Genomic DNA, 24,792 nt, shown 5'->3' on the forward strand with positions numbered 1-24,792 from the left:
CAGGTGCCATCCGCTCGATCAACGAACTGCCTGGTGGGGGCTGATGCGTGATCCTCCCCCACCAGGCGTCTTCCCCGGCTCCCGCCCACCCCCATGTGGCGGGCTCCCGGAGGCTCTTCGCAGCCCGGCGGTCGAGTCCGACCTCCTCCGGATCATGCTCTCGGACCTCTCCAGCCAACCTTCACCGGCCGTTCCCCCGGAGAGGCCATGGTCCGGAGATGTCGGGATCAAGGTCCATGACCACGCCCTCAACGGTCGCGGCCGGTGGGCGCGGCGGGACAGGGCACCACGGCGACCGGCACCTCGGCCTGGTGGATCACTTCGCGCGCGACCGGTCCGAGACCCCAGGTGCCTCGCCCGTCGTGGCGCCTTCCGAGCACGATCAGCTGCGCGCCGATGGACCTCGCCAGGATGATGCCGGCGGCACGGCCCCGGTCGCGTTCGATCGTGACCCGAACCGCTGGATACTCCTCACGCAACGGCTTGATCACGGATTCCAGGTCCATGCTGCTGTGCTCCTGACCGTCGCGCACCAATGGTGCGTTGACGGTCGGGTCCCAGATGAGCACCGGACGAAGGTTGACCGCGTGCAGCACCACCAGCTCGACCCGGTCGCGCCGGGCCCGTTCGAAAGCCGCGCGCAGCACCGGCTCGTAGTGGCTGTCCGGGTCGACACCCACGACGACCGGCTCCTCCACGTGCTCCGCGGGACGCCACCCCGGTGGTACGACCACCACCGTCCCGAGCGAGCGTCCGGCGACCCTCATCGCCGTCGACCCGACCAGCAGCCGGCGACCACCCCCGAGGCCGCGTTTGCCGACGACGAGCAGATCCTCCACGTCGGCGTACCCGAGCAACGCCGGCACGGGGTGGTCGAACTCGATGAGCGACACGGTCCTCATGCCGGGGTGCTCGGCCTCCACCTGCCGCTCGATCTCGCCCAGCACGGACCAGTGACGCCCGTCCAGGGCGTCCTCCTCGTGTCGCACCAGATGCTGAACGGCACCGACCGGTACGAGCGGCCGGCCTGCGGCGGCCGCTTCGGCGATGGCATAGGCCACCGCGGCCCGGTTGGGCTCGGAGCCGTCCACGCCGACCACGACCCTGGGTTCGAGCGGCGGTATCGGACGGGTCGGTCGGTCCATGGGGTCTTGGCCCGCCACGGTTGGCGAGCCAGGACTCGAGGTTGCGGTCATATCCCCTCCATCAAGAGATCGGGTCGTCGCTCCAGTGGCTCAAGTGCGCGCCTCGACGCTGTCGGGGCGGTACGCCCCTGAGGTAGCGATCCGGCCAGCCTGCCGCGCGGGCACCCGAGCGGAACCACGCCTCCAGCCCCGGTGCGTCGCGGCGCCCGAGCTCGTCGAGGAGCACCTCTCTGATCTGCACGGCCCGCAGCTTCTCGCCCGGGTCGGCAGCCCGGTCGAGGGCGACGTAGCTCGAGCGCCAGGCCATGCACAGGTCCGAGTCGGTCACCTCGTCGGTGACCTCCAGGACGGCCTCGGCCGGGTCCACGATCCACGGGCCGATCACTGCTGTCGACGAGACGCTGCTACCGGCCCGGGCGCGCCGCCCGAACGGACGTGTGGTCCTCCCCGGCTGGTTCTCCCGGATACGTCGGTCGAGCCATCCCGCCTCCCAGGCCGCAGCCAGCCCCGTCGCCGTGACCAGCAGGCCGGTCACGAATCCGAGCGCCAGGACGAGTCCCCCGGCGGCCAGCGGGACCGTCGGCCACGGCAGGCTCCTCAGGAGCACCACACGCCACTGGATCGGATGCTTCTCGGGCCACTGACACACCCACAGCGCCACCGCGACCAGCCAACCCGCCAGCCACCAGGCGACCGTCGCCGCCACCGACCACGACATGAGCGCGACCAGACCACAAACGCCGACCATGCCGGCCACCACGCACCAGATCCAACGTCTCATGAGAGCCACTCTCCACAGCGGCGCGATCCGCGCGAAGGGGCGACGATCCCCTCGGCGTGGGACCAAGGCCCCGACTCCCCCAGCCGTTGGCCACTCGCCGCACCGGACGGCTCGGGCGCACTGTCGAGGCGTACACACAGCCATGCTCCGTGGAGGTCACGATGATGTACTGGTACGGCTCGGGGATGAACGGCTGGGGCTACGCCCTGATGACCATCAGCATGGTCCTGTTCTGGGGACTGGTCATCACGACCGCGGTCGTGCTCGGGCGCAGGCTGCTCCGCGAGGACCGGCCGATCGGCGGAGGCCCGATCACCCCGGAGGACGTCCTCGCCATGCGGCTGGCTCGCGGCGAGATCGATGAGGACGACTACGAGCGGCGGATGACGGTGCTGAGGACACGCGAGATCACCGGACCGCGCTGACCACGCTGACCACGCAGAGAGCTGATCGATACCCACAGAGGGAGTGCACGATGAAGCAGGAGCTGCGACCGATCGACGACCTGATCGCCCTGACGGGCAAGGCCGCCATCGTCACCGGTGGTGCGATGGGGATCGGCCTCGGGATCGCCTACCGGCTCGCCGAGGCGGGCGCACGGGTGGCGGTGGCGGACATCGAGGAGGACGCCGCCGCGTCGGCTGCGAAACAGCTGGTCGCCGACGGCTTCGAGGCCATGCCCGTGGCCGTCGACGTCTCCGATGAGACGAGCGTCCGGCAGATGGTCGACACCGTGATCGAGGCCTACGATGCGATCGACATCCTCATCAACAACGCCGGGATCTATCCCAACATCCTGGTCATGAACATGACGCCCGACGACTTCCGGCGGGTGCTCGACATCAACCTGAACGGCGTGTTCCTGTGCACGAAGCTGGTGGCCGAGCGGATGATCGAGCGCGGGCAGGGCGGCCGGATCATCAACGTCACCTCCATCGACGCCCTGCACCCGTCCTCCGCCGGACTCGCCCACTACGACGCCTCGAAGCACGGCGAGTGGGGCTTCACGAAGAACGTCGCTCTCGAGCTCGCCCCCCACGGCATCTGGGTGAACGCGATCGCTCCCGGCGGTATCACCACCCCCGGCGTCAGGCATGCGCAGGAGGGCGCGCAGCTGCCCACAGGCGTCGACATGGCGGAGCTGATCGAGCGGTTCACCGCCCGGATCCCGATGGGCCGCTTCGGAGAGCCGGACGACATCGGACGCGCCGCGCTCTTCCTCGCCTCCGACCTGTCCTCCTACATGACCGGCACGCAGATCGTGGTGGACGGCGGCGTACTCCTGTCCTGACGGGCCGATGGCTCACCGTCGAGCCGCCTCCACGGGCCGGGACAGCAGCCGGACCAGCCACCATCCGGTCAGCGCTGCCTGGACGAACGCCATCACGAGTCCGGCACCGACCCCGATCAGGACGGTGACCCAGAGCCGCTGCCCCTCGTGCCACAGCGGGGTGGCGATGGCGAGGAACGCGCCGAGCGCCAGGAGCCATGCGACCGCGGTCACCGGAGCCCAGCTGGCGGCGTGCGGCACGTGGTGGCGCAGCTCGAGCCACTGCGCAGCGCCGATCGAGAGCACGAGGAGCAGCCCGCAGAGGATCGGTAGGACCACCTGCATCCAGCCCGACGTGGTCGCGGTGAGTGCACTGGCCGTGCCGAGCAGGTACGCCACCACGGCTGCGCCCGAGGTGAGCATCACCCAGCGGTGCCCGCGCACGCCGGGCAGCACGCCCCGGAGCACGACCGACTGCGCCCAGCCGAGGACGGCGCCCTCGACCGCGCCGGCGCCGAGCAACGCCGGCAGGCCGACGTACCAGGGCCGGTCCACCATCGTGGTGCCGACGGCGACGGGAACGAGGAAGCCCACGCTCTCCGCCATCGTGACCGCGGTCGTCCAACGGACGAGCAAGGTCGCCATCGCCGCCTCCGTCGTCCTCCGGTCCCCGGATCTCAGAATGCGTGCGTCTCCTCGGCCTTCTCGATCCGGCCCTCGTGCTCGAGGACGAGGTCCTCGACGGTGATGAGGTCAGGAACGGGAGGGTGGATCTCGACCGGGCAGCGGCTCTCGCGGAGCAGCGCACGACCCGTGCTGCCCAGGCGACCCAGCGGGAAGGAGTGGCGACGGCGGCCGATGACCAGGAGATCGGCGTTCGCTGCCTCGTCGACGATCACCCGAGCAGGCTGGCCGTGGCGGATGTCGATGCGTACGTCCACCCCGGACGCGCGCGGCACGCGCCGGCGGGCTCGGCCGAGTCCCTCGTCGAGGGCGCGCCGGGCTGCCTTCTCCCAGCCGGTCACGTCCAGGTGCGACAGCGTCATGTCGTCATAGACCGTGTCCAGCTGCCAGGCGTGGATCACGACCAGCTCCGCGTCGCGGTCGGCCGCGTGCCTGAGGCCCTGAGCGATCAGTCCGGCCGAGCTCTCGCAGTCCTTGACCGCGACCACGACCCGGCGAGCGGGTTCCTCCCCCGACCAGTCGCTCGGAACCACGACGACCGGGACCGGCGCGTGGCCCGCGACCCGGTGGGTGATCGAGCCCGTCACGATGTGTTCCAGGCGGTGTCCGCGGTCGTCGCCGAGCACCACCAGGCGTGCCTTCGCGGCGGCGTGGACGAGTCCGGGGACGGTCCTCCCCTCCAGGAGGGTCCCGCTGACATGATCGGCCCCCACGTAGGCGCCGGCCTCGTCCGCTGCCTTCCGCAGCACCTGCATCCCGGAGTTTCGGCTGTCCTGCGAGAGCCACGGGTAGGGATGGACCACGTCGGCGGGCTCGCTCAGGGTCACGTGCATGAGCCAGAGGTCGGCGTCGTCGAGACCGGCCTCGGCCGCGGCGTAGGCGATCGCCGCCCGTCCGCCCTCTCCCCCGTCGATCCCGACCAGGATCCGGTTGTTCTCGGACATGTCGTCTCCTCCTGGGCGCGGCACGTCCGGCCGCTCCCAGGGTCCACTCTCATCCGCCGGAACGCGGGAGGGCAGGGACGTCGGGGCCCCGCCCCGAGGACCTTGGTCCGTCAGGTCACCGCTCGCGACGGCGGTACGCCTCCACGGCTGTCGGAAGGGTGGGGAAGAGACGCTCCTCGCCGATCCTGTCCAGGATCCCGGAGGGTGCCAGCGACTCGCGCAGGTCCTGCTTGATCCGGGCGATCGCGAGGACGACACCCCGTTCGGCCAGCGCCCGGCGCAGCGACTCGAGCGCGTCGACCGCGGTGATGTCCACCTCGACGTTGGCCTCGACGTTGAGCAGGAACCACTCCACCGGCCACTCGGCTGCGTCGACCGCGGCGAGCGCGCGGGTGCGGAAGTCCTCCGCGTTGGCGAAGAAGAGGGGCGAGTCGTAGCGGTAGACGAGCAGGCCCGGCACCTCCTCGGCGTCGGGGTAGTCGTCGACGTCGTGCATGCCGGCCAGACCGGGGACGAGCCCCAGGACCGCGTCGTGCGGGTGCGCGACCCGGCGCAGCAGGTCGAGCACGGAGAGCCCGACCGCGATCAGCACGCCCCACATCACCCCGGCGGCGAGCACCGCCACCGTCGCGACCAGCGCCAGGACGAGCTCGCTGCGCCGGAACCGGGCGAACCGGCGCAGCTCGCCGACCTCGACCAGCTTGGTGGCCGCATAGACGACGACCGCGCCGAGCGCGGCCTCGGGGAAGGCCTCCAGGACCGGCGCCAGGAACAGCACCGCCGCCACGGTCGTGGCTGCGGTGACGTAGGAGGTCAGCTGCGTGCGCCCGCCGACGGCATGACCGATGGCGGTCCGGCTGCCGCTGCTGCTCACCGGGAACCCGTGCAGGAGCGCGGAGCCCACGTTGGCCCCACCCAGCGCCAGCAGCTCCCGGCGCGCGTCGACGCGCTCGTCGCGGCCGGCGAAGGCGCGACCGGTGAGGATGTTGTCGGTGTAGCCGACGAAGGCGACCCCGAGCGCCGGGGCGAGCATCGCGACGATGCTGCCCAGCTCCAGGTCCGGCAACCCGGGCGCCGGCGGCCGGATCGAGATCTCGCCGACGAGACGGAGCCCGTGCCCCTCGCCGAGCAGCGCGACCAGTCCGGTGGCGGCGAGCATGCCGAGCAGCGCGACCGGCGCCCGTGGAGCGAGCACGGAGCCGAGGATCATCGCGGCGGCGGCGCCGACACCGAGCAGCAGGGTCGGGAGGTGCACCTGGTCGAGGTTGCGTACGAAGCTGGCGAGCTCGGTCAGCACATCGTCGCCCTCGATCCGGACGCCGGTGAGGTTGTCGAGCTGGGAGACGACCATCAGCGCCGCGATGCCGGCCATGTAGCCGACCAGCACCGGCCGGGAGAAGAGCTCGGCCAGCACCGAGACGCGGGCGAGCCAGCCCGCGAAGCAGATCGCCGCCACCACCAGCGCCAGCGTCGCCGCGAACCCGGCCGGATCGCGTGCCGCGCCGGGGGTGGCCCCGATCGCGGCCGCGGTCATCAGCGCCGTGGTCGACTCCGGGCCGACCGAGAGCAGCCGGGACGTACCCAGCAGCCCGTAGACCAGCATCGCCCCGACGCAGGCCCACAGCCCGGTCTCCGGCGGCAGACCGGCCAGCTCGGCGTACGCCATCACCTGCGGCACCAGGTAGGCGGTGATCGTCACGCCGGCGAGGAGATCGGGCCACAGCCAGCTCCGCTGGTAGCCGCGGCTCCACGACGGCATCACCTGGCGTACGTCCATGGCAGCACCTTGGCACGAGACGCCGAGGAGGGGTACGACCGGTCAGCTCAGCGGCACCGACCACTCCACCACGGTCCCCTTGGGCTTCGCCGTCTCGACGGTGCACCGACCGCCGTGGGCCTCGGCACGGTGACGCATGTTGGCCATTCCGCTCTCCACCGCGTCGTCGGGGATCCCGACCCCGTCGTCGCTCACCCGGAGCACGAGCTCGTCGCCGGCGGTCAAGGACACCTGCACCTCGCTGGCGCGCGCGTGGCGAGCCGTGTTCGAGAGCGCCTCGCCGAGGACCGCGACCACGTCCTTGGCCACCTCAGGAGGCGTCCGCAGGCGGATCGGACCGTCGAAGGCGAGCTTGGGGCGGAACTTGAGCGACGCCGCCGCGCGGTTGACCAGCTCGGTGACCTGCGACTGGATGTCGCCGCTGTGGTCGGGGGCGCCGAGCTCGAAGACCGCCCGGCGAAGGTCGCGAATCGTGTCGTCGATGTCCTCGACAGCCTGGTCCAGGCGGCCGCGAAGCTTGGGGTTGTCGGCCAGGTTGAGGCCGCCCTGCAGACGCAGACCGATGACGAAGAGTCGCTGGATCACGATGTCGTGCAGGTCGCGGCCGATCCGGTCGCGATCGTCGTAGACGGCCAGGCGCTGGCGTTCTTCTCGGTTCTGCGCCAGCCGGATGGCAAGCGCGACCTGCCCGGCGAAGGCGTCGGCGACTGCTAGGTCGACGTCCTGGGCCTGCTCGGCGTTGGCTCGCCGCCATGCCAGCGCCAGCGCACCCACCGCGTTCATCTCCTCCGACGGGTCGGTGCGCCCCAGCGGAACCAGGACACCCGGCCCGATGTCGCTCAGATCGATGACCGCTGCCGCGCTTCCTCCCTCGGCCGCCCCCGCGATGTCCTCCACGATCATCGGTACGCCGTCCCTGATCGCCTGGCCCGCGACCGACCCGCGCAGCGGGGCGTGCTTCAGGACATCGATGTCGACGTCGGCACCGGAGACCACCTCCACCCGTAGCCGGTCGGCCGCCGGACCGGTGACGATCCAGGCGACGTCGGCGCCGGAGACCTCGCGGGCCCGGTCGACCACGAGCTGGAGAGCCGAGGTGCGGTCGATGTCGCCCATCAGCGCGCTGGTGATCTCGGCACGTGCGTCGAGCCAGCGTCCGCGACGGGCGGCCTCCTCGGCCAGCAGCGCGTTCTCGATCGCGACGCCGGCGGCCGCGGCCAGCGCGACCACGATGCGCTCGTCCTGTTCGGTGAAGTCCTGACCGTCGCCCTTCTCGGTGAGATAGAGGTTGCCGAACACCTTCTCGCCGATGCGCACAGGCACACCGAGGAAGGAGCGCATCGGCGGATGATGCTCGGGGAACCCGTAGGAGACCGGGTGCTCGTTGATGTCCTGCAGGCGGACCGGCTCGGGGTGGTCGATCAGCAGCCCGAGCAGGCCGTGGCCGGTGGGCAGGTCTCCGATCCGAAGCTGCTGCTCGGCGGTGAGACCTCGGGTGATGAACAGGCGTAACCGCCGCTCGCCCCCGCTCGCCAGGACGCCGAGCGCCGCGTACTTCGCCCCGGCCAGCGCCTGGGCGACCTCGACGATCCGGTCCAGCAGGTCGTCGATCGAGAGACCCGCACCCATCGTGACGATGGCATCGAGCAGCAGCCGCCAGCGCACCTGCTCGTCTCGCGCGTCGGTGACCCGGTCGAGGACCTCGGTCAGCAGCTCGTCGAGAGGTGTGCTGCGCAGTGTTGTTTCCGCCGTGTCATCTGGTGAACGGCGCTGTCGGGGTGGCGTACGTCCCACGTCGACCCCCTCCGTCGCAGGAGTGGTACATCCCCCGAATCTATCAACCCTGCAGCGTCTTGGTCACCAGAATCGCAGCCTGGGTCCTGCTCTCCAGGCCCAGCTTGGCGAGGAGGGAGGAGACGTAGTTCTTCACCGTCTTCTCCGCCAGATGCATCTCCTTGCCGATCTGCCGGTTGGTCAGGCCCTCGCCGATGAGCTCCAGGATCCGGCGCTCATGGTTGGTGAGGTTCTCGAAGACCGAGTTGGTCTTGGGCCCGCTGCGGATACGCTCCAGCACCTGCGCGGTGACCGCCGGGTCCAGCATCGACTTGCCCGCCGCGACCTGGCGCACGGTCTCGACGAGGTCGGCGCTGCGGATCTGCTTGAGGAGGTAGCCGGCGGCGCCCGCCATGATCGCGGAGAACAGCGCGTCGTCGTCGTCGAAGGACGTCAGGATCAGGGCGGCGATGCTCGGGTCCACGGAGCGTACGTCGCGGCACACGTCGATGCCGGACCCGTCGGGGAGCCGGCCGTCGAGGATCGCGACATGAGGCCGCAGGGCGGGGATCCGCCGGCGCGCCTCCTCGGCGAGGCCGGACTCGCCGACGACGACGATGTCGTCCTCGTCCTCGAGGAGGTCCTTGATCCCGCGGCGGATCACCTCGTGGTCATCGAGCAGGAAGACCCGGATGGGCTCGGTGGCGCCCTCAGGCGCTGCGGATTCGGTCACCTGATCAACCTACGACCATGAACGACGCCCGCCAATGCACGTCTTACCCGTGCGCCGAGGACCAAAGTCCCTCGACGCACGCGTGACACCCCGATCACGGCTGTCCGGTTCCCACCGGGTCTGCCGGAACCGGCGGCGTCGCCGCCGCTCCCGCCGGAGCCGACGGCTCCGGAGCCACGGGCCGGGTCGGGTCGCTCCCACCCTGATCGAGCCGGAAGGGAGGGTAGGTGTCGGTCATCAGGAAGACGTACGCCGCCACTCGTGCGGCCCATCTGTCCATCCCGAGCACCAGGTCGAAGATCCCTCGCGGGTAGCCACGTCCGAACAGCATCGCGACGCCGGCGAAGAGGACCAGGAGCCCGACGATCCCGCTCCCCCAGGTCCAGGTGTCGGGGTCGTTGCTGGCCTGCGTGACGTACAGCCCACCGCCCACGAAGAAACCGAGGACCAGCAGGTGCGGGATCGCCAGCAGCCAGGACTTCACCAGGACCAGACCGCGTGAGAGCCGCTCGGGATAGGCGATGTGGAGGCGGGCCGGGTAGTCGGCCACGTCGTCGAGGGTGAACGGCGGGTAGGCGTCGGTGCCGAGCGCGGCGTAGCCGTAGAAGTCCACCCGCCAGGTCCAGCGCAGCACACCGAGGTTGAAGTCGAAGATCGCCCGCGGGTAGCGGCCGGTGAACAGGATCGCGAACCAGGCGACCACGCTGAGCACCGTGAAGGCGACCCAGAGGAACAGCAGGATGATGTAGTGCGGGATCAGCAGCAGCCACTTGACCAGCCACAGGGCTCGACTGACCCGGGTGTCGAGTTGCCCCTCGAGCACCACCGGGGATTCGGTTGAGTTCATGGCTTCAGCCTCTGCGCCCCGTCGGCCGGCCGCATCGGACCTAGGTCCTCGGGTCCGGGACGTGCGCCACTGCCCGGTCTCCTCCGTTCGGCCGAGGGTGGTGCCATCGGCACCACGCAGGGGGCGTGGCGCGCAGAAAGGACGTGAACCAGATGCGAGCAGCCGTCGTCTACGAGTCGATGTTCGGCAACACCGCCACCATCGCGACCTCGGTCGCCAACGCTCTTCGGCGCACCGGGATGGAGGTCAAGGTGATCCCGGTGGCGCTCGCCGGCGCCGACGTGCTCCGCACGAACGACCTGGTGGTGATCGGGGCCCCGACCCATGCGCTCGGCATGAGCAGGCCCAGCACGCGAGCCGACGCCGTGCTGCGGGGTGCTCCGGCGGAGGTCGAGGCCCGCGGCGTACGCGAGTGGCTCGAGGAGCTGGACGACCTCGAGGACCCGGGGTCGGTGCGCATCGCCGCCTTCGACACCCGGTCCCGGGCGATGCGCCATCTGCCCGGCTCTGCCGCCAAGCACGCGGCCCACCTGCTGCGGCGCCGCGGCTACGACGTCGCCCCGTCGGTGAGCTTCTACGTCGGCGGCCTGGAAGGTCCCCTCGGCCCCGACGAGGAGGCCCGCGCCGGCGACTGGGCCGCCGATCTCGGCCGCCAGCTGATGCGACGGGTGGTGGTCTGAGATGTCGACCCTTCCCGACGAGCCGACCCTGCGGGCGATCCTGGGTCTGGCATCGCGCGCGCCGTCGGTCCACAACACCCAGCCGTGGGCGTGGGCCGTACGCGACCAGATGCTGCTGCTCCGGGCCGACCCGCACCGCAAGCTCCTCCACGCGGACCCCAACGAGCGTGACCTGGTGATGAGCTGCGGCGCCGCGCTCCACGAGCTCGTCGTGGCCGCCGCCGGCACCGGGTGGGCGTGCACGGTGCACCGCACTCCCGAAGGCGGCCGCACCGATCTGCTCGCGGTGGTGACGTTCACGCCGCGTGAACCCGACACGGCCGACCTCGGCAGGCTCGCCGCCATCGAGCAGCGCCACACCGACCGGCGCCTGGTCTCGTCCTGGCCGGTCCCGCGCGAACGCCTCGACCACCTCGCCGAGCTGGTCCGTGACCACGCCGTCGTGGCGACCACGGTCCCCGACCACCTCCGTCCGGTCGTGCTGTCGGCACTGGAGACCGCTCGCGCCCACCAGTCGACCGACGAGGCCTACCTCGCCGAGCTCTACTCCTGGACCCGCGGAGGAACCGAGGACGGCATCCCGGAGTCCAGCCTGCTCGCTGCCGGCAGCGATCCCTCGTCCTACTCCCGGTTCCCGGGCGGGACGCTCGCCGACGACTACGGCGACACCGGCGGGTCCGCCGAGGAATGGCTCGTCCTGGCGACCGCCTCGGACGACCCGCTCTCCTGGCTTCGCGCCGGTGAGGCGCTGGACGCCATCTGGCTCTCGTGCACCACCTCGGGCCTGGCCCTGGTGCCGTACACGCAGCCGATCGAGATCGGGTCCACCCGGCGTACGCTGCAGCACGACCTGCTCGGTGACAACTCCTGCCCGCAGGTGCTCGTACGGATCGGCTGGCCGCAGCGCCACCAGGCTCTCCTGCCACCGACCCCGCGGCGCGCCGTCGACGACATCCTGCACCACGAGAGCGCCGCCTCGTCCTGAGCCAGCCGGGCGATCAGCCCGGGCGATCAGCCCGGGCGATCAGCTCGGCAGATGACGGGGCATCGCGCTTGACAGGGCGTGCCAGTCCGTCGGGACGACCGCGACCGGGACCGTCGCGCGGTGAAGCAGGCGCCGGCTCACCGAGCCCAGCGGCATCCGCCAGTGCCGGCCGTGTCCCGGCCGGCCGACCACGAGCAACGATGCCCTCTCGGCAAGGCCGAGGATCACCTCCGCGGGCGGGCCGTGCGGCGAACGCTGGCTGACCGCCACGTCCGGATAGAGCGCGCGCAGCGGGCCCACCGCGGCGTCCAAGCCGTCGGCGATCCGCTCCATCCACTCCTCCTCGCTGTTGAGCAGCATCGGCGTACCGGAGGTCGCCGGCGTATCCCATGCCGCAACGGCGAGGAGCGGGAGACCGCGCCAGTGCGCGTACGCCAGCGCGAACTCGACCGCCTCCAGGTGCGGCTCCAGCGCGTCGATCGCCACCATCACCGGTCCCTCGGCGTCCGGGTGGGGTGACCAGCCTGACGGCACGACCACGATCGGCACCTCCGCGTTCTGCGCGATGGTCATCGCCGTCGCGCCGACGTAGGCGCCGTCGCCCCCATCGACATCCGCACGCCCGATGACCACCAGCTCCCGGTCTCGCGAACGGGCCAGCAGGGCACTCTCGGAACCGACCAGGACCGAGGACGTCAGGCTCGTGCTCGGGTGCTCCTGGCGAACCGCATCGACCAGCTCGGCCATCTCCTCCTCGGCCTCCGAGACGGAACCACGCAGCGTACGCTCCCACGACGGCCCGGCGTCGTCGACGACGTGGCACAGCTCGACCCCGAGACCGCCCGGCTCCGTGTGCGCCACCGCCCAGTCGATCGCCGGCGTGCGGCGCAGCGGCCGGTCGGTGCCGACGAGCATCCTCGGCGCGGACCTCAGCGGGCGTGCGCGACGCGCGGAACCCTCCCGACCCGGCGGTTCCGGCTCGTCGACCTCACGACGTGCGTCGGTGAGCAACCCGGCGGCGAGCCGCTCCAGAGCGCGGCTCGCCGCGAGCCGTTCACCGACCGTGCGGTCCTGACCGGGACACAGACCTGCGGCGCCGGTGCCGACCAGTGCCGGGCGGCCGTCGGCGAAGAGCTTGGCCACGGCGTGCACGGTGCTCTCGTCATGGTCGAGGAACACGTCCACCGCCCACACGGTGGCGGCGCGCCGCTCCAGCTCGGACGCTGCCTGTGATGACCCGTCGGACCGCACCGATCAGCTCCCGTTGTGCTCGATGGCGACGCGTGTGGTCTTCGGCTCCTCGACCGCGTACGGCACCCGGACCTCGAGCACGCCGTTGGTGTAGGTCGCACGGACCTCCTCGGCCTTGGCACCGCTGGGCAGCGGAAGCGTTCGCTCGAAGGACCCGTAGTGCAGCTCGCGCCGGTTGCGGTCGTGCTCCTCCTCGCGGCGCTCACCCCGGATCGTCATGAGGTCGCCGGCCACGTCGATCTGGATGTCCTTGTCCGGGTCGACCCCCGGCATCTCGGCGCGGACGACGTAGCTGCCGTCCTCGACGAAGTCCTCCACCCTGATGTAGGGCGCCGTTCCGAACGAACGCATCGCCGTCGACTCGGTCTCCAACCAGCCCAGCAGGTCCGCGATCGGGTTGGTCGGGCGCTTGATGATCGTGCTCATCTGTCCTCCCCTGGTTCGTCGGGTGCCCGTCGCACCCCTTGTCCACAGTCTTGTTGTCGCTCGGCGGCGGCTTCACGAGACCTTGGTCATCTGGTCCGGGACCTCTGCCACCTGCCGTGCCCGGCCGGCGATGGTTGCCTGAGGACGAACCCACACGACAGCAGGAAGGGCCGCTGATGCTCACCTCAGCCGACGTCGTGACCATCACCCTGAACCCGGCGCTGGACGACTCCTTCTCCGTGCCTCGGCTCGTGCCGGGGAGCAAGATGCGGTGCAGCGCCCCACGGATCGACCCCGGCGGCGGTGGCATCAACGTGGCACGGGTGCTGCACGTGCTCGGCGTTCCCACGCTGGCGATCTTCCCCGTGGCGGGTCACATCGGGCGCGCCCTCACCGAGCTGCTCCAGACCGAACAGCTGCCGTTCGAGGCGATCGACGTCCCCGGGGAGACCCGACTGAGCCATCATGTGACCGAGCGGGACACCGGACTGGAGTACCGCTTCGTGCTGCCCGGCACGCCACTGTCCGGCGACGATCTGGACCGGTGTCTCGAGGCGGTGAGGCGTGCGGGGCGCCACGCCGGGTACGTCGTGCTCAGCGGCAGCCTGCCGCCGGGCGTCTCCGCCGACATCGTCCCTCGGGTGCGGTGCCTGACCGATACCCTCGGCGCCCGGCTCGTCGTCGATGCCTCCGGTGTCGCCCTCGCGCAGGCGCACGGGGCCTACCTGATCAAGCCGAGCGTGCGCGAGCTGGAGGAACACCTGGGTCATGAGCTGGCGACGGCAGCCGAACAGCTTGCGGGAGCGCGTCAGCTGCTGGAGTCCACGCGCGCGGGCGTCGTCGTGCTCTCCCGTGGCCATCTGGGCATCGCCCTGATCACCCCGACGCGTACGCAGCTGCTCCCCGCCGTCTCCGGCGACCTGGTCAGCGGCGTCGGCGCCGGTGATGCCCTCGTCGCGGGGATCGTCGCCGGGCTGACCCAGGGCTGGGACCTCCCCCGGGCGGCGCGGCTGGGCCTGGCCTGCAGCGCGGCGATGATCGCGACGGCGGGCACTTCGGTGTTCACCCGCGACCGTCTCGCCGAGCTCACCTCGGACCTTCCCATGGAGCGTTCCGGAGGCGGACCGCTCTCGGCGGCGGGACTCGGGTGACTCGATGATCCGGCCTCACCGAGCAGTCCCCTGGTGATGCCTTCCTACCCCGCCCGCGGGGACCTTCGACACTGAGCGGCAGGGCGCGCGCGGCGAAGACTGAAGAAGAAGAGAAAGGGGCACACCATGTTTGCCCACGTAGCCCACCGAACGCCCGTCTCCCGCCCCGCGAAGCCGAATGCCGACGATCCCGTGCCGCTCGAGTCGCTCGTCGAGGGCTGGGTGGCTGATCGGCTGATCACCCGCCAGCAGGCCGCCATGATCATGGCTCGCGACGTGATCGTCCAGCGGGCTGCCGCTGCGCAGAAGGGCCCCCACCAGCGTTCCTCGCTCGTCACCGAGGCACTCGGCTACCTGGGCGGCGTCATCATCCTGGTCGCCTCGATCCTGATCGCTTCGCTGTACTGGGACCAGGTCGGCACCGCCGCCCGGCTGGTCATCGTCGGAGGTGTCGCCGCGGTGCTGCTCGCCGCCGGGTTCGCCGTCCCCGCGCGTATCGGTGAGGTCGGCGAACGACTCCGCTCGATCCTGTGGCTGGCCTCGACCGGTGCGCTCGCCGGGTTCCTCGGCCTGCTCGGCGGGGATGCGCTGGACCTCGCGGGCAAGCACGTCTTCCTGCTGGTCAGCGCCGGCATCGCCGCCTACGCCGCCGGCCTCTGGCTCGTCGGCCGTACGCTCCCCCAGCAGCTCGTCACCATGATCGGCGTCATCCTGACCGCCGCGGCTCTCACCAACGAGCTCGACGTCGGGGACGCCCTGCCCGGGTTCGCCGCCTGGGGCGCCGCCCTGATCTGGTCGCTGCTCGGCTGGGGTGGGGTCCTCGAACCGAGGCGCTTCGTCATGGTGTTCGCGGCCGCCGGGATGTTCGCCGGAGCCCTGACGACGATCCCCGCCACCGGCGGCATCGTCCTGGCTCTCGCGACGTCGGTCGCCGTCATCGCGACCTCGGTCCTGTTCCGTGACCTTCTGCTCCTCGCCGTCGGCGCCCTCGGCACCCTGCTCGTGCTTCCGTCGTCCGTCATCGAGCTGTTCCCCGGCGATCTGGCGGCGCCGACCGTCATGCTCGTGGTGGGCGCGCTCCTCGTCAGCGCCGGGCTGTTCATCGCACGGCGACGTCACACGGCCCCCGAGACGGCAACGCCCGGTCACGATTTCTCCGTCGGCACCCCCGCGGCCGCAATCGCGGCGTCGGGAGTCGCCGGAGCGATCGTGGCGATCGTGATCGTGACGATGGCGGCGATCTGATGGCCGAGCCGCTGCTCCGCCTGGAGCATCTGTCCAAGAACTTCGGGGCTGTCCACGCGCTCACCGACGTGACCCTCGACATCCCCGCCGGTCAGGTGACCGCGCTCGCCGGTGACAACGGTGCCGGCAAGTCGGTGCTGATCAAGTGCGTCGCCGGCATCCACCGGCCCAGCAGCGGGCGCATCCTGTGGGAAGGCAGGCAGGTCGAGCTGCGAACCCCACGTGAGGCTGCCGATCTCGGCATCGCCACCGTCTACCAGGACCTCGCTCTCTGCGACAACCTCGACGTCGTGCAGAACATGTTCCTCGGGCGAGAGCGGCTCCACCACGGGCTGCTCGACGACGAGGACATGGAAGGCGCGGCCAGGGAGACCCTGCGTGGACTCGGCGTGACCACGATCCGCTCGGTGCGGCAACCGGTCGGCTCGCTCTCCGGCGGTCAGCGCCAGTCGGTGGCCATCGCCAAGTCCGTGCTCTGGCACGCCAAGCTCGTGATCATGGACGAGCCGACCGCGGCCCTGGGCACCGCTCAGACCGAGGTCGTGCTCGACCTGATCCAGCAGCTCGCCCGTCGGGGAATCGGCGTCATCGTGATCTCCCACAACATGAACGATGTCTTCCGCGTCGCCGACCGGATCGCGGTGTTCTACCTCGGTCGCCTCGTCGCCGTGCGGCCGGCCGCCGAGCTCGACATCCGCAGCGTGGTCCAGCTCATGACCACCGGCAAGGTCGTCGACTCCTCACCGGTCGCCTGACTCGTTCGGCAGCGGTGACCTCGGCCGGTCGGCCTGCTCCAGTCGAACCGCCGTCACCTTGTACTCGGGGCAGTCGGTGACCTCGTCGGTGTTCTCGGAGGTCAGCACGTTTGCAGGCACGTCGGGAAAGTGAAAGCTCATGAAGACCTCACCGGGCGAGACGTCGTCCGTGCGCCGGACGCGGGCGACGATCGATCCGCGCCGACTGGTGACCCGGACACCGGAGCCCTCGTCCAGACCGAGACGCGCGGCGTCCTCGGGATGGATGTCGAGGTGCTCCGCCGGAGCGATCTCGACGTTCGGGGTGCGCCGGGTCATCGTGCCGGCGTTGTAGTGGACGAGCCGGCGTCCGGTGATGAGGGTGTACGGGTAGCCGCTGTCCGGCTCCTCACCGGGAGGCAGCCACTCGCGTGCGTAGAGCTCGGCCCGTCCCGACGGGGTCGCGAAGGAGTCCTGGTAGAGACGTGCCTCGCCAGGGTCGTCATCGGTACGGCACGGCCAGTGCAGCCCGCCGTCACGATCGAGCCGGCGGTGCGAGATGCCGGCGAACAGGGGGGCGACCCGTGCGCACTCGTCGAGTGCCGCCGCCGGGGTCGCCGGGCCCAGGTCGCTGCCCAGGGACGAGGCGACGGCGCGGAGGATGTCGAAGTCGGTACGCGCCTCCCCCGGCGGGGACAGTGCCGGCCGGACTCGCTGGAAGCGCCGGTCGAAGTTGACGAACGTGCCGTCCTTCTCCACGAACGTCGCGGCGGGGAGGACGACGTCGGCGAGACGTGCGGTCTCGGAGAGGAAGATCTCCTGGCAGACGAGCAGCTCGCACGCCTCCAGGGCAGCCCGGACATGACCGGAGTCGGGGTCGGTCTGGGCGACGTCCTCTCCCTTCACGTACAGCGCCCGCACCCGACCGGCCACCGCGGCGTTGAACATCTCGGGGATCCGCAGGCCGGCGCTCTCCGGGACAGCCGTCCCCCACGCCACGGAGAAGCGGCGGCGTACATCTGGGTCTGCGACCTTCTGGTAGCCGGGCAGGAGGTCAGGCAACGCACCCATGTCGGACGCTCCTTGGACGTTGTTCTGGCCTCGGAGCGGGTTGACGCCTCCACCGCGGTCGGTTCCCACGGCGCCGCGCAGGATCGCGAGGTTGGCCAGCGTCCGGACGCCATCGGTGCCGTGAGCGTGCTCCGTCACGCCGAGGCCGTAGACGATGGCCGGTCGCTCCGCGCGCCCGTACAGCTCGGCTGCCCGCCGCAGCAGCTCGGCGGGGATGCCGCTGATCTGCTCCACGCGTTCGGGCGGGAAGGCCGAGAGCAGCTCGCGGAGAGCGTCCAGGCCGTTCGCACGATCGGCCAGGAAGCCCAGATCCGCCCAGCCTCCCTCCAGGAGCAGCCGGGCGAGACCGTTGAACACAGCGACGTTGGAGCCGGGGCGGCCACGTAGGTGCACGTCGGCCAGCCGGGCGAGCTCGGTGCGGCGCGGATCGATGACGACGAGTGCGGCGCCCCGCAGCGCTGCCTGCTTGATCCGTGCGCCGATGACCGGATGGGCCTCGGTCGTGTTGCTGCCGGCGATCAGGATCATGTCGGCGCCGTCGATGTCCTCGGCGCTGTTGGTGCCCCCGGAGAGGCCGAAGGCCGCGGTGAGGCCTGCCGCCGACGGTGCGTGGCAGATCCGCGAGCAGTTGTCGACGTTGTTGGTGCCGATGACGGTGCGCATCAGCTTCTGCATCAGGTAGTTCTCCTCGTTGGTGGCACGGGCCGAGGAGATCGCGGCGATCGCGTCCGGACCATGGCTGCCACGGATCCGGGTCAGCTCCGAGGAGACGTAGGAGAGCGCGGTCGGCCACGAGGCCGGTTCCAGCCGGCCGTCCCGACGCAGCAGCGGTGTGGTCAGCCGCTCCGGGGAGCGGACATAGGCATGGGCGAAGCGACCCTTCACACAGGCATGGCCGCGGTTGACCGCGCCGTCGAGCGCTGGTGTCACCGACGTGACCCGATCCGCTGCCGTGTGTACGTCCAGGGTGCAGCCGACCCCGCAGTAGCCGCACGTGGTCCGGGTGATCCTCGCGTCCGGGACCGCCTCGGCTGTCGTCGGCCGTTGTGAGATCGCCCCGGTGGGGCAGGTGTCGGCGCAGCCCCCACAGCTGACGCAGGCCGACTCGACCCACGGTCCCCCGGCACCGGCGGTGACGGTCGTCTCCGCACCACGACCGACCAGCGTGAGCGCGAAGGCGCCCTGCACCTCGTCGCACATCCGCACGCACCTGCCGCACGCGATGCACAGGTCACGGTCCAGGAGCAGGTAGGGATGGGAGTCGTCGGCGGCCAGTCCACGCCCGTCACGACCGAGGGCGTCAGCACCGACGCCGAGGCTCCCGCACAGATCGGCGAGCTCGGAGGTCCGGTCCAGCGCTCGACCGGGTAGCCGCTCGACGGTGAGCTCGAGCAGCAGACGAGCCTGGTCGGCCAGATCGGGATCACCGGTGCGGATCTGCATCCCCTCGTGCGCAGGCGTACGACACGCGGCGACCGGTGTCTCGTCGGCGCGCACCATGCACAGCCGGCACGCACCCTGAGGGCTGAGCCGGTCGTCGTGACACAGCGTGGGCACGGCGGCTCCGGCGACCCTCGTCGCGTCCAGCACCGAGGCTCCGTCCGGGACCGTCACCAGGCGGCCGTCGACTCTCAGGTCCATGACCTCACCCCCACCGCACCGCGGACAGGCTGCGGATCGCAGCGGGGACACGGCGGCCGAAGGCACACAGGCTCGCCTGCTCCATCGTGGCGAGCAGGGGGTCGTCGAGCGCTGTCGTCTGGGGGTCGGCGGCCCCTCGACGCGTACCCTCGCGGCACGGAGTGCACTCCCCGCAGCTCTCGCTCGCGGCGAACCGCCACAGATGCTGCAGGAGGGAGGCGGGTGAAGTCCGGTCGTCGACGGCGACCATGCCGCCGTGGCCCAGCGACACCCCCACCGCCTCCAGCTCCGAGGTCGACAGCGGGACGTCGAGCTGGTCCGGCCCCAAGAAGCCGCCCAACGGACCTCCCACCTGCACCGCCCGCAACGCAGCCCCGTCTCGGAGGCCACCGCCGAGGCCCTCGACGATGACACGCAGCGGAGTGCCGAACTCGACCTCGAACACACCCGGTCGGAGGAACCGCTCGTTGAGGCTCACCAGGAGGGTGCCGGTCTCGGCTCCTCTGCCCAGGCGGGCGTAGTCCGCGCCGCCGCTGGACACCACGGCCGGCACCGTGGCCAGCGTCTCGACGTTGTTCACCGCGGTCGGACGCCCGAGCAGTCCCTGCTGGGTCGGATAGGGCGGGCGCGCGGCGACCGTGCCCCTCAGCCCGGCGAGCGAGCGCAGCAGCGACGTCTCCTCACCCGCGACGTACGACCCGTGGCCGGAGACGACGTCGACGTCGAAGTCGAGCCCGCTTCCGTGGACGTCGGCCCCCAGGTGCCCGGCCGCCCGGGCCTCGGCGACGGCCTGGCTCATCGCCGCGCGGGCACGCGGGTACTCCGAGCGTACGTAGACGTATCCCGTTGATGCGCCGCAGGCCAGGCCGGCCAACGCCAGCCCCTCCAGGACCAGGTCCGGGCGAGACTCCATCAGCATCCGGTCCGCGAACGAACCGGGGTCCCCCTCGTCGCCGTTCGCCACCACGAACCGTGGGCCGCCGTCGCTCGAGGCCGTCACCGACTCCCACTTGCGCGCCGTCGGGAACCCGGCACCGCCGCGGCCACGCAGCCCGGCCCGGTCGACCTCGTCCCGAACCCGCTGAGCTCCATCCGGCACGCCCACCATCACCGGCCACACCTGCCACGACGCTCGTCGCTCGTCCAGCAGCACCGACCGGAGTCCGGGCGTCACGGGAAGAGGTGGGTCCTGCGGGGCTTTCCGTCCGGCGAGCTGCCCCGCCAGATCCGGGCCGGCACACGGACGGTCACCGTCGAGCGCGGCGGGGCCGCCGTAGCAGTAGCCGAGGCAGTGCGCCGTCTGCAAGGAGACGCGGCCGTCGGCCGAGCGCTCGCCGACACCCACCCCCAACGCCGCCTCGACCTCCTCGACGTGGCGTCCGGCGGAGGCGACGAAGCAGTCGGTGCCGATGCACACCCGCACGTGCCGGTCGCCACGAGGTGCCCGGCTGTCGGCGAAGTACGTCGCCGCGCCGTAGGCCGCCGCCTCGGGAAGGCGACCGCCGCGCAGCAACAGCTCCTCGACCGGTCTGGGTGACCTCTCCGGACTCATCGAACCCACAGACGCATCTCGGGGTCCTCTCTCGTGGTCGGCGGACACCCCCCAGCGAACCGTCCTCGACGCCGTCGCGGCGAGGGAAGGGAGTCCGCGCGTACCGGGCCCTTCGTCCTTCGGCGGCTTCGTGCCCCACCCGCGGGGGCCTCTTGACGCTGAGTGGCGTGCTCACCGATGGCTCACCAGAGGCAACTCTCAGCGGCCACGCGGTGCCCGTGACCAAAGCCCTTCCCCGGTCCCACTTTCGGCCCTGCCGCTCCCACCCGGCCTGGACGAGATTCGTCACAGACAGACGCGTCGTGAGGAGACTGGGCATGCAGGCGGTTATCGAGGGAGAGACTCGGGCTTTCCGCGACTACGAGCAGGCATCCCGCGGCTTCAGCTGGGAGGCGGTGCGAGCGGGTCTCCCGAACCTACCCGGCGGCAGCGGGTTCAACATCGCCCACGTCGCCGTCGACCGGCACGTGGCCGAGGGCCGCGGCGACACCGTCGCGATCAGGTGCGTGGCCGAGGACGGCACTGTCGAGGATCTGACCTACGCCGACCTCGCCGCGCGCACGAGCCGCTTCGCCAACGTCCTGGCCGGTCTCGGCGTCAAGAAGGGCGATCGGGTGATGAGCCTGCTCGGCCGGCAGCCCGAGCAGTACGTCGTCGCGATCGGCACGCTCAAGCACACCGCCGTCTTCTCGCCGCTGTTCTCCTCGTTCGGACCCGAGCCGATCCGGGATCGGCTCTCGCTCGGCGATGCCCGCGTCCTGGTCACCACCCCGTCCCTCTACCGCCGCAAGGTCGCGCCGATCCGTGCCGAGCTGCCGGGGCTCGAGCACGTCCTGGTCGTCGGCGACAACGCCGGCGAGGGCACCATCGCACTCGATCCGGCGATGGCCGCAACCTCGCCGGACTACGCGATCCCGCGGACCGATCCCGAGGACATGGCCCTCCTGCACTTCACCAGCGGAACGACGGGCAAGCCCAAGGGGGCCGTGCACGTGCACGAGGCCGTCGTGGCGCACCACGCCACCTCCGCGTTCGCGCTCGACCTGCGCCACGGTGACGTGTTCTGGTGCACGGCCGATCCGGGTTGGGTCACCGGCACCTCGTACGGCATCATCGCGCCGCTCACCCACGGCGCCACCTTGATCAGCTACGCCGGCGAGTTCGATGCCGAGGCGTGGTACCGGCTGCTCGAACAGCAGCGGGTCGACGTCTGGTACACCGCACCCACCGCGCTGCGCATGCTCGTCAAGTACGGCACCGACCTCCCCCGGCAGCACGACCTCTCCGCGCTGCGGCACATCGCGAGCGTCGGCGAGGCGCTCAATCCCGAGGTGGTGGTCTGGGGCCGCGAGGCCTATGGCCTCACCGTGCACGACAACTGGTGGCAGACCGAGACCGGCGCGATCATGATCAGCAACTACCGAGGCACAGAGGTACGCCCCGGCTCGATGGGCCGGCCGATGCCCGGCATCCGGGCCGCGGTGCTGGCCCGTGGCGAGGACGGCCGAGCCGCGATCGTCGACGGATCCGCCCGCGAGGCAGGCACCGACGAGGTCGGCGAGATCGCGCTGCGGCCGGGATGGCCCTCGATGTTCCGGGGCTATCTGAACGACCCGGAGCGTTACCGGTCGAGCTTCGCCGGCGGCTGGTACCTCAGCGGCGATCTGGCACGCATCGACGCCGACGGCTACTTCTGGTTCGTCGGCCGCGCCGACGACGTGATCAAGTCCGCCGGGCACCTGATCGGGCCGTTCGAGGTCGAGACCGCGCTGATGGAGCATCCCGCCGTGCTCGAGTCCGGCGTCATCGGCAAGCCGGACGCGGTGGCGGGTGAGGTCGTCAAGGCGTTCGTCACGCTCAAGCCCGGGTTCGAGCCGTCCGACGACCTCGAGCTGGAGCTCCTCGCCTTCGGCCGGCGGCGGCTCGGCGGGCTCGCGCCGAAGGAGATCGCGTTCGACCCGCACCTGCCGCACACCAGCAGCGGCAAAGTGATGCGCCGGCTGCTGAAGGCGCGCGAGCTGGGCCTGCCCGAGGGCGACCTGTCCACCCTGGAGCGGCCGTCATGACCACCCGTCGCCGGTCTCCACAGACCAAGGCTCCGCAGACCAAGGCTCCACAGACTCAAGCTCCGCAGACTCAGGGCGGCGCAGCCGCCAAGCACCGCGCCGAGCTGCTTCGTACGATGCTGGTCATCCGCCGCTTCGAGGAGCGGTGCGCCGAGCTCTACAGCGCCGCGAAGATCCGCGGCTTCCTGCACCTCTACGTCGGCGAGGAGGCGATCGCCACCGGCGTCGTCTCGGCGCTGGCCGGGGACGACGCGATCGTGTCGACGTACCGAGAGCACGGTCACGCACTCGCCCGCGGCGTCCCGATGGACGCAGTGATGGCGGAGCTCTTCGGCAGGCAGACCGGCTGCAGCCGTGGCCGCGGCGGGTCGATGCACCTGTTTCACCGGCCGACCTCGTTCGTCGGAGGGAACGCGATCGTCGGCGGCGGAATCCCGTTGGCCGTCGGCCTGGCCCTCGCCGACAAGCTGCAGGGACGTGACCGGGTGACAGTGTGCTTCTTCGGCGAGGGCGCCGCGGCGGAGGGCGAGTTCCACGAGGCACTCAACCTCGCCAGCCTGTGGCAGCTGCCGGTGCTCTTCTGCTGCGAGAACAACCGCTACGCGATGGGCACCGCGATCGCGAAGGAACACGGCCGGACCGATCTCGCGCTTCGTGCCTCGTCCTACGGCCTCGTCGCGGCTCCGGTCGACGGCATGGACGTCCTCGGCGTCGAGAGCGCGGCCCGACGGGCGGTCGACGGCATCCGGTCCGGCGGCGGTCCGCACTTCCTCGAGCTGGAGACCTACCGCTTCCGGGCGCACTCCATGTACGACCCGGACCGCTACCGCGACAAGACGGAGATCGCGACCTGGAAGGGACGGGACCGATCGACGCCCTCGAGACGACGATGCGAGCCGACGGCCAGCTCACCGACGAGGCACTGACCGCGATGGAGGCCGAGATCTCCGCCGAGATCGACCTGGCTGTCGCCGCCGCCGAAGAGGGCCCGCTGGAGCCGGTCGAGGAGCTGACCCGATTCGTCCGGTCGGACGAGGAGGCGTCATGACGACGGCGACCGCGCTGGAGACCACCTATCGCGACATGCTCCGGGAGGCGCTGCGCGAGGCGCTCCGCGAGGACGACCGGGTGTTCCTGATGGGTGAGGACGTCGGCGACTACGGCGGCTGCTTCGCGGTGAGCCTCGGTCTTCTGGAGGAGTTCGGTCCTGAGCGGATCCGGGACACCCCCCTCTCCGAGTCGGCGTTCGTCGGCGCCGGGATCGGAGCGGCGATCGGGGGGATGCGGCCGGTCGTCGAGATCATGACCGCCAACTTCAGCCTGCTCGCGCTGGACCAGATCATGAACACCGCGGCATCGCTTCTCTACATGTCCGGCGGGCAGTACAACGTACCCCTGGTGATCCGGATGACCACCGGCGCCGGACGGCAGCTGGCCGCGCAGCACTCGCACAGCCTCGAAGGGTGGTACGCCCATATCCCGGGCATCCGCGTGCTCACGCCGGCCACGCTCGAGGATGCCCGCGGCATGCTCTCCCCCGCGCTCGCCGACCCCGACCCCGTGCTCATCTTCGAACACGGCTCGTTGTACACGCTGAAGGGGACGATCGCCGCCGATGCCGGCCCGGTCGACATCGACCACGCCGCCATCCGCCGACCAGGCACCGACCTGTCGTTGATCACCTACGGCGGCACCTTGCAGAAGACGCTCGAGGCGGCCGAGACCCTGGCCGGGGACGGGATCTCCGCCGAGGTCGTCGACCTACGCACCCTGCGCCCGCTCGATGACGCGACGATCCTCGACTCGGTGCGCCGTACGCACCGAGCCGTCGTCGTGGACGAGGGCTGGCGCAGCGGCAGCATCTCCGCCGAGATCAGTGCCCGGATCATGGAGCAGGCCTTCTACGACCTCGATGCTCCGGTGCAGCGGGTCTGCACCACCGAGGTGCCTCTCCCGTACGCCAAGCACCTCGAGGATGCCGCGCTCCCGCAGCCCGAGGGCATCGTCGCCGCCGCTCGCAGGCTGATGAGGTGAGC

General features: G+C 71.1%; 23 protein-coding genes. 11 read left to right on the forward strand and 12 right to left on the reverse strand.

Annotated elements, in window-relative coordinates; genetic code table 11:
- Positions 1–248: 248 nt before the first annotated feature.
- Together HD557_RS14740 and HD557_RS14745 are read right to left on the reverse strand one after the other, a co-directional pair.
- A complete protein-coding gene (locus HD557_RS14740) occupies positions 249–1,145 on the reverse strand; it encodes a universal stress protein (protein WP_196874415.1) in 897 nt (298 codons plus the stop codon).
- 61 nt (positions 1,146–1,206) lie between these two features.
- The gene (locus HD557_RS14745) at positions 1,207–1,926 is read right to left on the reverse strand and encodes a hypothetical protein (RefSeq protein ID WP_196874416.1); all 720 of its coding nucleotides are present in this window, start codon (positions 1,924–1,926) and stop codon (positions 1,207–1,209) included.
- Between the two features lie 149 nt (positions 1,927–2,075).
- On the opposite strand from HD557_RS14745, the gene HD557_RS14750 reads away from it, so the two are divergent.
- Complete coding sequence (locus HD557_RS14750) at positions 2,076–2,351, forward strand: SHOCT domain-containing protein (RefSeq protein WP_196874417.1); 276 nt, start codon at positions 2,076–2,078, stop codon at positions 2,349–2,351.
- Between the two features lie 50 nt (positions 2,352–2,401).
- Positions 2,402–3,217 (forward strand): SDR family NAD(P)-dependent oxidoreductase, encoded by an 816-nt coding sequence (locus HD557_RS14755; RefSeq protein WP_196874418.1) that lies wholly within the window; start codon positions 2,402–2,404, stop codon positions 3,215–3,217.
- Between the two features lie 12 nt (positions 3,218–3,229).
- Here HD557_RS14755 and HD557_RS14760 read toward each other — a convergent pair whose 3' ends face one another.
- The 6 genes from HD557_RS14760 to HD557_RS14785 all read right to left on the reverse strand — a co-directional run bounded on the left by HD557_RS14760 (position 3,230) and on the right by HD557_RS14785 (position 9,954).
- On the reverse strand, positions 3,230–3,841 hold the full coding sequence (locus HD557_RS14760) for a hypothetical protein (protein WP_196874419.1): 612 nt from the start codon (positions 3,839–3,841) through the stop codon (positions 3,230–3,232).
- 32 nt (positions 3,842–3,873) lie between these two features.
- Entirely contained in the window at positions 3,874–4,824 is a 951-nt protein-coding gene (locus HD557_RS14765) for a universal stress protein (RefSeq protein WP_196874420.1), read from the reverse strand.
- 115 nt (positions 4,825–4,939) lie between these two features.
- A complete protein-coding gene (locus tag HD557_RS14770; protein WP_196874421.1) occupies positions 4,940–6,601 on the reverse strand; it encodes a SulP family inorganic anion transporter in 1,662 nt (553 codons plus the stop codon).
- Positions 6,602–6,643: 42 nt separating this feature from the next.
- The gene (locus HD557_RS14775) at positions 6,644–8,395 is read right to left on the reverse strand and encodes a sensor histidine kinase (RefSeq protein WP_196874422.1); all 1,752 of its coding nucleotides are present in this window, start codon (positions 8,393–8,395) and stop codon (positions 6,644–6,646) included.
- Positions 8,396–8,438: 43 nt separating this feature from the next.
- On the reverse strand, positions 8,439–9,107 hold the full coding sequence (locus tag HD557_RS14780) for a response regulator (RefSeq protein ID WP_008361416.1): 669 nt from the start codon (positions 9,105–9,107) through the stop codon (positions 8,439–8,441).
- A 94-nt stretch (positions 9,108–9,201) separates the two neighbouring features.
- Entirely contained in the window at positions 9,202–9,954 is a 753-nt protein-coding gene (locus HD557_RS14785) for a DUF4389 domain-containing protein (RefSeq protein WP_196874423.1), read from the reverse strand.
- Positions 9,955–10,097: 143 nt separating this feature from the next.
- Between HD557_RS14785 and HD557_RS14790 the strand changes: the two genes are divergently transcribed.
- Both HD557_RS14790 and HD557_RS14795 read left to right on the forward strand, forming a co-directional pair.
- Entirely contained in the window at positions 10,098–10,634 is a 537-nt protein-coding gene (locus tag HD557_RS14790) for a flavodoxin family protein (RefSeq protein WP_374221685.1), read from the forward strand.
- Between the two features lies 1 nt (position 10,635).
- Positions 10,636–11,619 (forward strand): Acg family FMN-binding oxidoreductase, encoded by a 984-nt coding sequence (locus HD557_RS14795; RefSeq protein ID WP_196874425.1) that lies wholly within the window; start codon positions 10,636–10,638, stop codon positions 11,617–11,619.
- 39 nt (positions 11,620–11,658) lie between these two features.
- On the opposite strand, the gene HD557_RS14800 is transcribed toward HD557_RS14795, so the two are convergent.
- The gene (locus tag HD557_RS14800) at positions 11,659–12,870 is read right to left on the reverse strand and encodes a universal stress protein (protein ID WP_196874426.1); all 1,212 of its coding nucleotides are present in this window, start codon (positions 12,868–12,870) and stop codon (positions 11,659–11,661) included.
- A gap of 3 nt (positions 12,871–12,873) precedes the next feature.
- Positions 12,874–13,296 (reverse strand): Hsp20/alpha crystallin family protein, encoded by a 423-nt coding sequence (locus tag HD557_RS14805; protein ID WP_196874427.1) that lies wholly within the window; start codon positions 13,294–13,296, stop codon positions 12,874–12,876.
- A 176-nt stretch (positions 13,297–13,472) separates the two neighbouring features.
- Between HD557_RS14805 and HD557_RS14810 the strand changes: the two genes are divergently transcribed.
- The 3 genes from HD557_RS14810 to HD557_RS14820 all read left to right on the forward strand — a co-directional run bounded on the left by HD557_RS14810 (position 13,473) and on the right by HD557_RS14820 (position 16,447).
- Positions 13,473–14,447: a 1-phosphofructokinase family hexose kinase gene (locus HD557_RS14810; RefSeq protein ID WP_196874428.1), complete on the forward strand. Its 975-nt coding sequence runs from the start codon at positions 13,473–13,475 to the stop codon at positions 14,445–14,447.
- 126 nt (positions 14,448–14,573) lie between these two features.
- Positions 14,574–15,692 (forward strand): DUF2157 domain-containing protein, encoded by a 1,119-nt coding sequence (locus HD557_RS14815; protein WP_196874429.1) that lies wholly within the window; start codon positions 14,574–14,576, stop codon positions 15,690–15,692.
- The gene (locus HD557_RS14820) at positions 15,692–16,447 is read left to right on the forward strand and encodes an ATP-binding cassette domain-containing protein (RefSeq protein ID WP_196874430.1); all 756 of its coding nucleotides are present in this window, start codon (positions 15,692–15,694) and stop codon (positions 16,445–16,447) included. The genes HD557_RS14815 and HD557_RS14820 overlap by 1 nt, the downstream gene beginning before the upstream one ends.
- Here the strand turns inward: HD557_RS14820 and fdhF are convergent.
- Positions 16,433–19,138: a formate dehydrogenase subunit alpha gene (gene fdhF / locus HD557_RS14825; RefSeq protein ID WP_196874431.1), complete on the reverse strand. Its 2,706-nt coding sequence runs from the start codon at positions 19,136–19,138 to the stop codon at positions 16,433–16,435. The two genes, HD557_RS14820 and fdhF, sit on opposite strands and share 15 nt — an antisense overlap.
- Before the next feature lie 4 nt (positions 19,139–19,142).
- The gene (locus tag HD557_RS14830) at positions 19,143–20,690 is read right to left on the reverse strand and encodes an NAD(P)H-dependent oxidoreductase subunit E (RefSeq protein WP_231381213.1); all 1,548 of its coding nucleotides are present in this window, start codon (positions 20,688–20,690) and stop codon (positions 19,143–19,145) included.
- Between the two features lie 317 nt (positions 20,691–21,007).
- Between HD557_RS14830 and acsA the strand changes: the two genes are divergently transcribed.
- From acsA to HD557_RS14850, 4 genes are read left to right on the forward strand one after another with little or no spacing between them, the layout of a single operon-like run.
- Positions 21,008–22,756 (forward strand): acetate--CoA ligase, encoded by a 1,749-nt coding sequence (acsA, locus tag HD557_RS14835; protein WP_196874433.1) that lies wholly within the window; start codon positions 21,008–21,010, stop codon positions 22,754–22,756.
- Positions 22,753–23,682, forward strand: a complete 930-nt coding sequence (gene pdhA / locus HD557_RS14840) for a pyruvate dehydrogenase (acetyl-transferring) E1 component subunit alpha (RefSeq protein WP_196874434.1) — start codon at positions 22,753–22,755, stop codon at positions 23,680–23,682. The genes acsA and pdhA overlap by 4 nt, the downstream gene beginning before the upstream one ends.
- A complete protein-coding gene (locus HD557_RS14845) occupies positions 23,646–23,804 on the forward strand; it encodes a hypothetical protein (protein ID WP_196874435.1) in 159 nt (52 codons plus the stop codon). Before pdhA ends, HD557_RS14845 begins: the two co-directional genes overlap by 37 nt.
- Positions 23,801–24,790 carry an alpha-ketoacid dehydrogenase subunit beta gene (locus HD557_RS14850; RefSeq protein ID WP_196874436.1) on the forward strand — a complete coding sequence of 330 codons (990 nt, stop codon included), beginning with the start codon at positions 23,801–23,803 and terminating at the stop codon, positions 24,788–24,790. The genes HD557_RS14845 and HD557_RS14850 overlap by 4 nt, the downstream gene beginning before the upstream one ends.
- The last annotated feature ends 2 nt before the right edge of the window (positions 24,791–24,792 follow it).

This window comes from Nocardioides luteus (assembly GCF_015752315.1).
In the GTDB taxonomy this organism is placed as follows: Bacteria; Actinomycetota; Actinomycetes; order Propionibacteriales; family Nocardioidaceae; genus Nocardioides.

Excerpts from the sequence above, each read along its gene's own strand:
- HD557_RS14745 (WP_196874416.1), bottom strand. The coding sequence starts at position 1,926 with ATGAGACGTTGGATCTGGTGCGTGGTGGCCGGCATGGTCGGCGTTTGT.
- HD557_RS14845 (WP_196874435.1), top strand. The coding sequence starts at position 23,646 with ATGCGAGCCGACGGCCAGCTCACCGACGAGGCACTGACCGCGATGGAG.
- HD557_RS14830 (WP_231381213.1), bottom strand. The coding sequence starts at position 20,690 with ATGAGTCCGGAGAGGTCACCCAGACCGGTCGAGGAGCTGTTGCTGCGC.
- HD557_RS14785 (WP_196874423.1), bottom strand. The coding sequence starts at position 9,954 with ATGAACTCAACCGAATCCCCGGTGGTGCTCGAGGGGCAACTCGACACC.
- HD557_RS14755 (WP_196874418.1), top strand. The coding sequence starts at position 2,402 with ATGAAGCAGGAGCTGCGACCGATCGACGACCTGATCGCCCTGACGGGC.
- acsA (WP_196874433.1), top strand. The coding sequence starts at position 21,008 with ATGCAGGCGGTTATCGAGGGAGAGACTCGGGCTTTCCGCGACTACGAG.
- HD557_RS14805 (WP_196874427.1), bottom strand. The coding sequence starts at position 13,296 with ATGAGCACGATCATCAAGCGCCCGACCAACCCGATCGCGGACCTGCTG.
- fdhF (WP_196874431.1), bottom strand. The coding sequence starts at position 19,138 with ATGGACCTGAGAGTCGACGGCCGCCTGGTGACGGTCCCGGACGGAGCC.
- HD557_RS14760 (WP_196874419.1), bottom strand. The coding sequence starts at position 3,841 with ATGGCGACCTTGCTCGTCCGTTGGACGACCGCGGTCACGATGGCGGAG.
- HD557_RS14795 (WP_196874425.1), top strand. The coding sequence starts at position 10,636 with ATGTCGACCCTTCCCGACGAGCCGACCCTGCGGGCGATCCTGGGTCTG.
- HD557_RS14740 (WP_196874415.1), bottom strand. The coding sequence starts at position 1,145 with ATGGACCGACCGACCCGTCCGATACCGCCGCTCGAACCCAGGGTCGTG.
- HD557_RS14820 (WP_196874430.1), top strand. The coding sequence starts at position 15,692 with ATGGCCGAGCCGCTGCTCCGCCTGGAGCATCTGTCCAAGAACTTCGGG.
- HD557_RS14770 (WP_196874421.1), bottom strand. The coding sequence starts at position 6,601 with ATGGACGTACGCCAGGTGATGCCGTCGTGGAGCCGCGGCTACCAGCGG.
- HD557_RS14815 (WP_196874429.1), top strand. The coding sequence starts at position 14,574 with ATGTTTGCCCACGTAGCCCACCGAACGCCCGTCTCCCGCCCCGCGAAG.
- pdhA (WP_196874434.1), top strand. The coding sequence starts at position 22,753 with ATGACCACCCGTCGCCGGTCTCCACAGACCAAGGCTCCGCAGACCAAG.
- HD557_RS14850 (WP_196874436.1), top strand. The coding sequence starts at position 23,801 with ATGACGACGGCGACCGCGCTGGAGACCACCTATCGCGACATGCTCCGG.
- HD557_RS14765 (WP_196874420.1), bottom strand. The coding sequence starts at position 4,824 with ATGTCCGAGAACAACCGGATCCTGGTCGGGATCGACGGGGGAGAGGGC.
- HD557_RS14810 (WP_196874428.1), top strand. The coding sequence starts at position 13,473 with ATGCTCACCTCAGCCGACGTCGTGACCATCACCCTGAACCCGGCGCTG.